This window comes from Bacillus sp. FDAARGOS_527, assembly GCF_003812125.1.
Taxonomy (GTDB): domain Bacteria; phylum Bacillota; class Bacilli; order Bacillales; family Bacillaceae_G; genus Bacillus_A; species Bacillus_A paranthracis.
Genome location: NZ_CP033795.1, coordinates 3,126,169 through 3,137,935 on the forward strand (window position 1 = coordinate 3,126,169; position 11,767 = coordinate 3,137,935).

General features: G+C 32.9%; 12 protein-coding genes. 4 read left to right on the plus strand and 8 right to left on the minus strand.

All coding sequences use genetic code 11. The annotated features are described in order from the left end of the window. Window positions 1-63: 63 nt before the first annotated feature. A complete protein-coding gene (locus tag EGX95_RS18685; protein WP_000055151.1) occupies window positions 64-300 on the minus strand; it encodes a YkuJ family protein in 237 nt (78 codons plus the stop codon). Window positions 301-533: 233 nt separating this feature from the next. Between EGX95_RS18685 and EGX95_RS18690 the strand changes: the two genes are divergently transcribed. Then, the gene (locus EGX95_RS18690) at window positions 534-770 is read left to right on the plus strand and encodes a glutaredoxin family protein (RefSeq protein ID WP_000717880.1); all 237 of its coding nucleotides are present in this window, start codon (window positions 534-536) and stop codon (window positions 768-770) included. Window positions 771-883: 113 nt separating this feature from the next. Here EGX95_RS18690 and EGX95_RS18695 read toward each other — a convergent pair whose 3' ends face one another. The 3 genes from EGX95_RS18695 to fadH all read right to left on the minus strand — a co-directional run bounded on the left by EGX95_RS18695 (window position 884) and on the right by fadH (window position 3,762). Next, window positions 884-1,372 carry a DUF3993 domain-containing protein gene (locus EGX95_RS18695; protein WP_001233820.1) on the minus strand — a complete coding sequence of 163 codons (489 nt, stop codon included), beginning with the start codon at window positions 1,370-1,372 and terminating at the stop codon, window positions 884-886. A 182-nt stretch (window positions 1,373-1,554) separates the two neighbouring features. Next, window positions 1,555-2,772 carry an EAL domain-containing protein gene (locus tag EGX95_RS18700; RefSeq protein WP_000564304.1) on the minus strand — a complete coding sequence of 406 codons (1,218 nt, stop codon included), beginning with the start codon at window positions 2,770-2,772 and terminating at the stop codon, window positions 1,555-1,557. Window positions 2,773-2,997: 225 nt separating this feature from the next. Continuing rightward, window positions 2,998-3,762 carry a 2,4-dienoyl-CoA reductase gene (fadH, locus tag EGX95_RS18705; protein ID WP_000660909.1) on the minus strand — a complete coding sequence of 255 codons (765 nt, stop codon included), beginning with the start codon at window positions 3,760-3,762 and terminating at the stop codon, window positions 2,998-3,000. Window positions 3,763-4,006: 244 nt separating this feature from the next. Here fadH and EGX95_RS18710 point away from each other — a divergent pair, with 244 nt between their 5' ends. Together EGX95_RS18710 and EGX95_RS18715 are read left to right on the plus strand one after the other, a co-directional pair. After that, the gene (locus tag EGX95_RS18710; protein ID WP_000724510.1) at window positions 4,007-4,864 is read left to right on the plus strand and encodes a metallophosphoesterase; all 858 of its coding nucleotides are present in this window, start codon (window positions 4,007-4,009) and stop codon (window positions 4,862-4,864) included. Between the two features lie 97 nt (window positions 4,865-4,961). Further along, the gene (locus tag EGX95_RS18715; protein ID WP_000283743.1) at window positions 4,962-5,198 is read left to right on the plus strand and encodes a hypothetical protein; all 237 of its coding nucleotides are present in this window, start codon (window positions 4,962-4,964) and stop codon (window positions 5,196-5,198) included. 159 nt (window positions 5,199-5,357) lie between these two features. Here the strand turns inward: EGX95_RS18715 and EGX95_RS18720 are convergent, their stop codons facing one another. Beyond that, entirely contained in the window at window positions 5,358-7,466 is a 2,109-nt protein-coding gene (locus EGX95_RS18720) for a polyphosphate kinase (protein ID WP_000423557.1), read from the minus strand. A gap of 108 nt (window positions 7,467-7,574) precedes the next feature. Next, on the minus strand, window positions 7,575-9,110 hold the full coding sequence (gene ppx / locus EGX95_RS18725) for an exopolyphosphatase (protein WP_000658868.1): 1,536 nt from the start codon (window positions 9,108-9,110) through the stop codon (window positions 7,575-7,577). 178 nt (window positions 9,111-9,288) lie between these two features. Between ppx and EGX95_RS18730 the strand changes: the two genes are divergently transcribed. After that, window positions 9,289-9,747, plus strand: coding sequence for a YkyB family protein (locus EGX95_RS18730; protein WP_000804868.1), 459 nt, complete (start codon window positions 9,289-9,291; stop codon window positions 9,745-9,747). 31 nt (window positions 9,748-9,778) lie between these two features. On the opposite strand, the gene EGX95_RS18735 is transcribed toward EGX95_RS18730, so the two are convergent. Further along, window positions 9,779-10,441, minus strand: coding sequence for a YkyA family protein (locus tag EGX95_RS18735; protein WP_000922491.1), 663 nt, complete (start codon window positions 10,439-10,441; stop codon window positions 9,779-9,781). 649 nt (window positions 10,442-11,090) lie between these two features. Continuing rightward, entirely contained in the window at window positions 11,091-11,732 is a 642-nt protein-coding gene (locus tag EGX95_RS18740) for a diguanylate cyclase domain-containing protein (RefSeq protein WP_000680836.1), read from the minus strand. Between the last annotated feature and the right edge of the window lie 35 nt (window positions 11,733-11,767).

Consider the following 11,767-nt stretch of genomic DNA (forward strand, 5'->3'; position numbering starts at 1 on the left):
ATATACTAAAAGTAATAGAACTAAAAAAGGTGTTGCCCTATGGCAACACCTTTTTTATATGTATCAAGAAATGATATCGTAAATCTCAATTGCAACCATGTCGATATTATCGAATTGATACACTTGAGGTTTTTCACCTTGTTGATACACTTCTAACTCATACATTTCACTTTTATCGAAAAATTTCACGCTACATTTGCGCTCACCGTTCACTTCAAAATAGCGTTGTGCTACTTCACCGCTTTCAGCTTGTTCTTGTAGACTAACAAGTCGAGTTAAAATTCCTTGGAGTAGAGACATGAAATCTCTCCTTTCTCTGATCTTCCTACCAATAGGTTTTACAGCTATACTCATTCTATCCGTCATAACAGAAAAAATGTTCCACACTCTAGGATAAAGGTTATTGGCCAGAAACTCAACTAAAAATTTGTCGAAATACGAAGGAAAAAACAGAAAGAACATCTTTTCCCTTCTTTATTGCGATTTTTATACTGGAAGAATATAATAAAAAACAGTAAAAAGGAGGAATTGCAATGAAAAAAATTGAGGTTTACACACAACCTGATTGTCCGCCATGTGTCATTGTGAAAGAATTTTTAAAGCATAATAACGTTGTATATGAAGAATTTGACGTAAAAAAAGACGCTGCTGCACGCAATCGTCTTTTATATGACTATGATTCTTATTCAACTCCAACGGTTGTAATTGACGGAGAAGTCGTTGCTGGTTTTCAAATTGAAAAATTACAACAACTACTTAATATAGAATAGGAATAGGTAAAGACCTATTCCTATTCTTATCCCGCTATATTTTGGAAGTATACATCCGATTGTGGCGGGTTAATATTCAACGGGGTGTGCCCCCTATTAATTAAAGTTTCACTTTATAATTGTTGTAACCTTTTTATTTCAGTTAAAAGTTCTTGACTTTCATGATATCCGGCCAATTTCCATTTCCCTTGATCTCTTTGCAATGTTACAATTTGATATTGCCCACTTTTCGCCCGCTCATAAACATATAAAATTTTATGCTCTTCATCATATGACATTTTCGTTTCTGAATTAAAAGAAAATGGCGCTTCTTTTGCTGGAAGTAAATATTCACCACTTTGTTTATCACTTCTACTATTTTCATCTGTAAATACTTGAAGGAAATTCTCTGTAAAATATGGTGATAACGTTTCTATCATCTTATTCATCGGCAAACGCTTCCCACGAATTGAAAATTGGCTTTCATAGCCTTTTTGTATCGTTACAAACACTTCTTTCCGATCGACTTTCACTTCCTCTTTTCCTAAAACAGTTGTAACACTATAACCAACTAGAAAGGCAACGCATACAAATAGAACTAACCATATTCCATATTTTCTCATTTTTTCACCTTCCTTTTAAGAAAACTTGTCTTTGTAGTATTCATTGTAACAATGATTATGCAAAGAAAGGGCTGGTTTCGTTCGTAAAATCTTTACAACGATAGACAGCATTTTCGGCACCATTTTCACTATTACCAATTTATGATAAAAACAAACAAAAAATGCACGAATCTCTTCGTGCATTAAAATAAAACATCTTCTTCATATAAATATTCATACGATAAATCTATAAATAAAAAGTTTTCATCATCAATCGGGAAAGAAAATGTTCGTACCATCTCACCGGTTTCAATATCAGCATATAAATCTGAAAGTCTTGCCTTATTCTCAAAACGCATTTTCATAATATTCTCTAGAAAATACGGGCGCCAACTCCAGTTCTTCATATAATACTCCGGCATCACAATCCATTCCCCATCTTTTTTCATAACGTTTCCTGATTGTTGGAAACCATCTTCGTTACAAATAAATATACGAAAACTACATTGTGATACACTTTGACTAAATTGTAATAACCAATCATTTATATCTTCATTCTTTTTCTGTTTGGCTAAAACATCGCCAATTCGATCACGTAACATTTCTGTTAAATTATAAATCTTTTGTAGTTTTTTCTTCTCATGTTGAATAAATTGATGACACTCATTACCAAGTCGTTCTTTCAAAACGTTCGTTTCAATAAAATCAGGTAAGCATTCTTTCAAATAATTCCCTTGATAGTACCTACCACCGTTTTTCCATGCATATTGTAATTGATAAAAAGCATCTATTTCTTCATATAACAATGTCGCACCAATTCTTCTAGCAAGTAATGATAAAGAATATAAAATATCTTGATAAGATTGTAAAAGTGCAGTTTGCCTTAAATTTGTTAAATCTACTTTTAAAATATCAGGTGCTAACACGCTAATACGTTCTAAATTACTTGTACCTGTTCCGACTTTATTAATCGAAATTTGAATACCATATGTACGATAATACATAAGCAAATGATTAAATTGCTCTATATCTTCTTTACATTCATGTTCTGTAATCTCTAAAACAATGTTTTTCAAATTTAAACCTTGTTTTTCATACATCAATAAAAGTTGAAGCAAACTTTCATCATCATCGTTCATTAATACGTTAGCATTTCGATGTATAAATAATAATAGTTTTTGATCACTTTCTAAATAACGATTTAAAGCTTTTTCTACTATAATGTTATCCGCTTCTAGTTGAAACTCACTTGGAATAGAGTCATCATGAAAGAAAGAAGCTAAACTTTGTATGCCCTCTTCTGTTTGAATACGCCCTACTACTTCATATCCAATTACAGTATGTTCATCAGCACTAAAAATTGCTTGATAATAAGGAAGGACTTTATCCAAGTTACTCATTACATCTAATGCATCTATCAACGTGCTTCCCTCCCTTTACTTTTCAAAAATTATAACATGATATTTACGGAAAAATAATAAAAAATCCCTTCAGTTTTCCTGAAGGGATTAGAGGGGTAAAATGCTAAGGGGAATTAGCAATTCTACTATGAAGAAAAAAGAGGTCTTAAATATAACGTATATATGACCTCTTGTAAACACTTTTCTTTCATATGTCACAATTCCGTCACATTTTCCTTATCCCTTTTAAAATGGATATTGATGTAAATGTTGTCCTCCATCCATTGTCATACAAGTTCCATTTATGTACGCAGCTTCATCTGAACATAAATAATAAGCTAGACCTGCAATTTCTTCTGGCGTACCCAGTCTTCCAAGCGGAACACTTTGTATCGTACGCTTAGCCATTTCTTCTGAAATCCATAATTTATCAGCACCGCCCGTACGTTCAATTGGTCCTGGCGCAATAGCGTTAACTCGGATTCCATATTTACGTCCCCACTCAACAGCGAGTGTTTTCGTCATTGCTAATACTCCAGCCTTCGCTGCAGCCGAATGAATAACTCCCGGACCTGCATCCCACGCATATGTTGCTACCATGTTAATGATATTTCCTTTTATACCTTTTTCAATCCAATATTTTCCGACAGCCTGGCTACAGTAAAATGTACCGTTTAACACAATATTAATAACCGAATTCCAGCCGTTCACGGATAAATCTTCTGCTGGACAAATAAAGTTTCCAGCTGCATTATTTATTAAAATATCAATTCGTCCAAACTTCTCATCAATCTGTTCAATCATTTTCTGAATATCATCCGTATTTCTTACATCCATTTGTACCGGTAATATTTGTCCTGGAAATTGTTCAATTTCCAATTTTGTTTCCTCTAGTTTTTCCTTTGTACGTCCTGTAATAACAACTCGTGCCCCTTCTTTTGCAAAACGAGTCGCCATTCCTTTTCCCATTCCGCTCGATCCACCTGTTATAATAACTACTTTTTCTTTCATATATATCCCCTCCAAAAAATGAATATACATTCATTTTATCATTTTATTTAATAGAAATCTTTATATTTTTAAACTTTTCTGATATTTTAACGTAAAGAGATTTCTTTTCATTCGTTTTTTCGTAATCAATACTACTTTTTTATTATTTAAAATATATTTCAAATAAACTGAAAAGGAGGTTTGAGTAACCTGTAAATAGAACGAACATATATGATATAAGTCAAATAGGTATACTCATATTTTTATGAAGAAAATTACAAGAAGAGATTTTTTAAAAACTGGAATGCGAACTTGTCTATATTCATTTATAACGACTAGCATCGGATACTATTATGCTAAATATATTGAGCCTCATCTACTCTCTTTTACAGAACATACACTGAAATCACAACTCATACCAAAAAGTTTTCATGGTATGAAGATTCTTCAATTTAGCGATTTACATCTCGGATACTATTTCTCTCTCCACCATTTATCTAAAATCGTTTCTAAAATTAATGCTGTAAAACCCGACATTGTTCTTTTTACTGGTGATCTCATTGATAACTATCAAACATATACTGACACTCCTTTCGTTGCATCTATTTTAAAAAATATACAAGCACCCTTCGGTAAATTTTCTATTTATGGTAACCATGATCACGGCGGATATGGAACGGAATACTACGAACACATCATGCGTGAATCTGGATTTGAACTGTTACTAAACAGCGAAAAGAGAATCCGTCTACTGGATAATAGTGAAATTTCAATTTTCGGTCTTGATGATATACTATTAGGCAAACCCAAAATAAAGGAGACACTACAGCGCGCTCGGAAAAACATTTATAACATTGTTCTTGTTCACGAACCAGATATTGCACCGCAAATCGCTAACTATCCAGTTAACTTACAGCTTTCTGGTCATAGCCATGGCGGACAAGTACAAATTCCTTTTTTGGGCGCTATTATTACCCCAGCACTTGCTAAAAACTATGTAGAAGGTTTCTATACGATCCAAGATTTAGCTCTCTATGTCAACCGAGGCCTCGGAAGAACTCGTGTCCCCTTCCGATTTATGTCAAAACCTGAAATTACGATTTTCACGCTCCAACATTCATAATCATTCGCCTATTTTCTTACATATCCTTTCTTGTACGCGCTCATCCACGTTTCATTTACCATATGATAAAAGTGAGTCCAATAAAGGAGGTTTGTTCATGTATCCATATTATCAACCAATCCCAGTCCGTTCAGCACCTATTGGTCCAGTAGGCGACTCACGCTTCTTTCCGTTTTTTGGCGTCCCATTTCTAGCTGGTATTGCTGGTGGACTGCTTGGCGGAGCATTAGCTTTCGGTCCTAGACCGTATTACCCACCATATCCACCACCTTTCCCACCGCCAGCACCTTACCCTTGTTATGGTGGACCTTGTCAACAGCCATACTATTATTAATGTACCGCAACAATTCTACCAATGTTATTCCCTCTCTTAACCGATTCATAATCCATTAACATGCTTATAATAAAAAGTATTCTCTCTACGCATCCTTTATAATAAGTAGAGAACAAAGTAAAAAACCTCTTAAAAAAGAGGTTTTTTACTTTGTTCTCATTATTCGGCATCTGTGTTTTGATACGCCATCTTAAATAACTTCAATTGGCTATCAATCTCTTCTGCCCCATTATTAATAACATAATAATAGTCACCGTCTTTATTTTGTTCACGTGTTTTCACATTATCAGCTAAAGTAAGCTGTAAAATCGCCTTAATTCTCGCCTTCATTTCAATATCTAATATCGGGAAGGATATTTCTACTCGCTTCTCCATATTCCGCGTCATCCAGTCAGCTGAAGATAAGTATATTTTCTCTTCCCCATTATGATGGAAATAATAAATTCGACTATGTTCTAAATATCTCCCAACAACACTAACTACCCGAATATTTTCACTTACATTTGGAATACCAGGTCGTAGGCAACATGTTCCTCGAACGATGAGCTCTACCTTTACTCCAGCTTGTGATGCTTCATACATTTTTTTAATGAGTGGTTTATCAGTTAATGAATTCATTTTAGCAATGATATATCCATTTCCATATTGCCTATGATAACGAATTTCTTCATCTATTAAATCCATAAATTGCTCTCTTATATCAAATGGCGCAACCGATAAATGATGAAAATGCGGTTTTGTTGTATAACCACTCAAATAATTAAAGAAATTTGTTGCATCGACCCCAAAGTCTTTTCGCGATGTAATATAGCCAAAATCGGTATATAGCTTTGCGGTTGCATCATTGTAATTTCCGGTCCCAAGATGTACGAACCTTTCGATTTTTCCGTTTTTTCTTCTTACAACTAGTGTAATTTTACTATGTGTTTTCAAATGACTTACACCGTAAATAACATGACATCCCGCCTGTTCTAATTCTTTAGCCCAATGCACATTATTTTCTTCATCAAATCTTGCCTTTAATTCAACTAATACTGTCACTTGCTTCCCTTTTTCAGCCGCTACCTTTAGCGCCTGAATAATCGGCGAATCCCCACTTACTCGATATAATGTTTGTTTAATTGCAAGTACATTCGGATCGTCTGCCGCATCACGAATAAAATCAACTACTGGCTGAAACGATTCAAAGGGATGATGTAATAAAATATCATGCTCAATCGCTTTTTCAAATACATCTTCTGCATCCCCTAAGTCTTGAGGCCGTTGCGGAATAAGAGCCGGATATACTAGATGCTCATATAAAGGAGCTAGTTTTTTATATAAAGAAAATAGACATGTTAAATCTAACGGTCCATCCATTATATACACATCTTCATCCTTTACTTCCAACACCTCATATAATAATGCTAATACTCTTTCATCAATATGCTCTTTGCCAACTTCTAAACGTACAGCAGCTCCCCACTTACGCTTTTTTAATTCTTTTTCAATTACCTTTAATAAATCTCTCGCACCTTCTTCGTGAATTGTTAAATCCGCATTGCGTGTAATACGGAAACGAGTAACAGATGATACTTTATATCCTGTAAATAATTTATGAGTAAAACTACTAATTACGTCTTCTAATAAAATAAATTTATGCTTTTGTCCTTCACTCGGTAAAAATATGAAACGTTCCAGTAGTGAAGGAACTTGTACAATTCCTAACTTCGTGCGGTTTTCTTCTTCCACTTGTTTCTCATCATATAAAAGAGTAGCTAAATTTAAACTTTTATTTAATAACATCGGAAATGGACGATATGCATCGATAGCCACAGGTGTTAAGACTGGGAAAATTTGTTCATCAAAATACTCTTCTATAAATTCTCTCTGTTCTTTCGTCAAATCATGGAATGTTAAACGCTCAATCCCCTCTAACTCCAGCGCTGGCAACACATAATTTTTAAACGTACCATACTGTACGGTCATTAATTCATGTGCTTTTATCGCAATTTTATTTAGTTGCTTTTTTGGTGTTAAGCCGGCCTTATTTTCTGGTTGGTTAAAACCAGCACTCACTTGATCCTTCAATCCTGCCACGCGTACCATAAAGAATTCATCTAAATTTGAGCTAAAAATGCTAATAAACTTTAATCTTTCTAAGAGTGGATTCGTTTCATCTTGTGCTTCTTGTAGTACACGTTCATTAAATGCTAACCAACTTAACTCTCGATTGTTGTAATAAGCTGTATCATTTAAATTTACTATATTCCCCTTCGATAATTCCATTCTCTTCACACTTCCCCTTGAAACTTTTTTACTATAATTTAGTTACTTTCATTTTAGCAAATTACAATATTATAAAGTGTAAATTTTTTGTAAAGACATCCGTACAACTCAATGCTTTAATTTAAATAATAAGGTAATATTTGTTTTCAATACTCTTTCTAGCTGTTTCTTCTGCTTTTCAGCTTGCACTTTTTCCGCTAACGCCGATTGTTCACATACAATTTCAAATGTTAATCCTTCTTTACTTTCTGTTATAGATATTGATTCAACAAGCGATCTTTGTCTTATATTTAAAGCTGCTGAAAATTGTAAAACAGCCCCTAAAAGGCGAATTTTCTTTTGTTCATTTTTATCAAACCATCCTTCAAATGGTGACAAATGTTGTTTGAATAACATTTTTGATTTATAAGACGCAATAAGCGCTAATCTTACTCGCTCTTTGTGCATCATACCATCAATTGTTTTATTCGCTAATAAATAAAACGTATGTAAGCGGCTCGCTTCTTCGTCTATATATTTGCCTATATTAAATACTTTCGCTGCTTGATGGAATACTTCCCAGTCTTTTACTGACATAGAAATCAGCCCTGTTTGTTCAAGTTGTTGACAAATCAATCTTCCATGTTTAATAAGCTGCATTACAAATTCCATATCCATTTCATATTCATGTGATAATAAATACAAACTTTCTTCGACCACGTTCGGATAATATGAAATCCCCAAATCTTTTGTCAACTCTTCATAGAAAACACCTTCTCGTAATCCTTTTCTACTTAATACAAATGATGGCGCCTCTATAACATTAACAAGCGTATGAAATACTTCGACTGCTGGAACAATTGTATCTGCTCGATCTTTTGCCAATCCTTCCAATTTTTGAAGTTCTATGAACGACAATGCTTCTAATTCTTCTTTCACATTTTTAATATCTTCTTCTTTCATCTTATATAAATGTACCCCTGCTATAGGATAACAAATTAAATTTTGATGAATTTTCACTAAGTTCCTCGCACTACCACCAATTGCAATAAGAGGCAACTTCTTATCAATTAACCATGGTAATGTTCGAAATTGATATTCTAAGTACGTTCGAATCTTTTCCAACTCTTCTTCAGTAGGTATGTCCTCTTTAATAAACTGCTTTAAAGAAAGTGCTCCAAAAGGAAAGCTATGATACTCTAAAATCTCTCTATTTCGAAAGTATGTAACTTCCGTACTTCCTCCACCAATATCTACTGTAATTCCTTCAGAGAACGAAGTTGAATTCATAACTGCTAAATAGCCGTAACGTGCTTCTTCATATTCTGATAATACTCTAAGAGTAAAGTCTGTTTGTCCTTCAACAAGTTTTTTAATTTCCTCTTGATTCTCAGCCTGCCTAATTGTTGCTGTTGCAACACAAAGTACATGGCGCAACTGATGGAATCGTGTACTTTCTTGAAATTGAAATAATGTTTGTAACAATACCTCTATTCCTTCTTCAATCAACACACCATCGACTAAGTAATTCCTTAACCTTGCAACCACTTTCGTATTTTCAATCTCTTTATAAAAACCTCCGTTTTGCTTTTCATAAATAACTAAACGCATTGTATTAGATCCAATATCTATAATGGCATATTGCTGTTTTAATATTTCTTTCAAACTTCTCACTCTTTCATTATCAAATTTCTAAAACACATTCTATTACTATTATACAAAATAGTTGTTTTTTGTAACAATATTGCTTTAATATTGAAAATATATACAATCACTTTTTGCATATAATAAAAATCGCTTTTTACTTATGGTATAATAATGAAAAATTGAAAGGAGATTTAATATGAAACCTTCACAACCACAATCTCAATTACAAAACCAACATTCTATTAATCGACTAGCTCAATCTATTTTCGTTGTGAATCGTCATGCTAAAGCTGCAACTAATCCGAAGTATTTATACTGGTTAAAAAAGACAGCTTTAGAACGCTTAATTACTGAAAAAAAAGCTATTAAAGAAGGATTACATTTCTCTAGAAATCCACGTTTTAGCCAACAACAATCTGATGTTCTTATACGTTTAGGTGATTACTTTTTCCATATTCCTCCTACAAAAGAAGATTTTCGAATCCTACCACATCTCGGTCATCTTGAATCCTCCTATCGAAATCCGAAAACAACCTTATCTTTAACAGTAGCAAAAAAAACACTTCAAGATTATATTGGTCCTGAAGCGCTAAAACAAGAAAAAAAATTAAGTGAACCTGTCCCATGGTATAGTCGTACCTATACAAAAAAATAAAACAGTTTGGCCAATTGTAGGCCAAACTGTTTTATTTTTTCTCTTCTTTAATTTTAATATTTGCTTGTTTATAAAAAGCAATTTTTTCTGTATTATAAGACTTCGTAAATTCATTAAACTTGTCTTTTTCTGATTCAATATCTTTATAAGACTGATTTACTACTTTTACTTTTTCACTAATATCTTTTAATTTCGTACCTTTATCTTGTAACATTGTATATAATTCTTTTTCTTGTTTTAACGATTTATTATAGCTATCATACATTTTGTTAAATGAATCATGTCGTTTCTCATATGTGCTTTTCACTTTATCCGCTTGATCTTTCAATTTCTTATCTTCAATTTTCTTCACATATTTATCTGCCGATTTCACTTCTTCTTGTGCCTTATTTAAAGATTCTTTTTCTTTTTTAAGCACTTTTTCTCGTTCATCTGTATTTTTCACTGCTTGGTTTAGTTTTTCCTTAACAGTTTGATTATTATCTTTTCCTTCTTGAACAATCTGGTTATATAATTCTTGTCCCTCTTTCTCTAAAGTTTCAAGTTTTTTTGCATCTTCAAACATTGTTTTTTCTTGCTTTGCAGCATTTTCAAATGCAACATATAATTCCTCTTCTGGTTTCGGCCCGAAACAACCCGCTAGTAAAGTCATTGATAATGCAGTTACAATTGCTAATTTACTATATTTCAACATCTTTTTCCTCCTACTTATATACGATCATCGTGTAAAAAGCTATGAAATTATATAACCTTCTATAAACTCCACACTCGCACCTTTTTCACGAAAATCATTCATATTGTTTATAATGCTTGTACAAATTGTATTACTTGAAATTACATTTTCCGTTTTTGAACTAAATAGCAGTTCCATATCCATCTTTTACTTGGCACTTTTTAAAACCTATTGATATTATGTATTACAAAAAAGTACAACGGCATTCATCACAACCATAATAATTTGAAGAACAACAGTAATCATTCACCTGATAAAAGATGTTCGTTGTTCTCACACGTCTATCATTCTATCATTCCCTTTCCCGCTTTCTATCAAATAATCTCTTCGTTCATTTTACACAGTATAAATGCTATCTTGCAACAACTTACAATTATTCTTGCCATTCCCTAAAAAGGAAAAGTGTAGAGTATGCTTTCCTCTACACTTTTAAAATGAAACACATTGTGCAAAATGCATTGACACATCCATCATAATTATATGCCTATTTCATATATTTTTAAAGACTTTTATTACAAAAAAAGTTCTTTTTGTAATAAAAGTCAAAAAAATGTTACAATCAAAACTTCTTCATATCATATTTCTTCAAATCAAAATTTCACTTATTTTTTTACAAATTTCTATGCTGGTACAATTGATTTTGTGCCTTTCTTAACAATTCTTCAAACGTTTTTCCTTCTATCGGATAACTAGCAGCCCCAAATAATAGAGTCATACTTAACAAACCATTTTCTATTTCACTTTCAATATTTTTCATCAATCGGTTTGTTATTGTCGATTTTTCATGTCCGTTATCAATCGCCACAATCACATACTTATTTTCATCCCACTTCGTAACTACATCGCCTTTACGAATTGTCTTTACAATCGTGCTCTCCAATTTTTGTACTAACACCTCCAATTTTTTTTCTTGCACTGTTTCTTTTAGTCCTTTCCATTCTTTCACAGAAAGAATGTACACTGTAATATTATGAGAATCTCGTTCCGATAAAGCAGCTACTTTCTCAAAAAAATCAACTACAAAATCATTACTTGCCATTCCTCCTACTTCCGTATCCATACGCCCACTCGCTTTTTTATCATACCAATGTCCAAAATAATAGCTGAGTATCATTTGCAATATATAAATAATAAAGACGGTATAAAATGATCGCGAATCCAGTTTTGTAATTACATCCTGAAGCGCAATCCATTCTGTAACTGCCACTGTATTCCCAAGTAATAATCCACTAATTTTCCCTTTATGTTTCATACTTCACCTCCCTTCTATACCAATATATGTTTCTA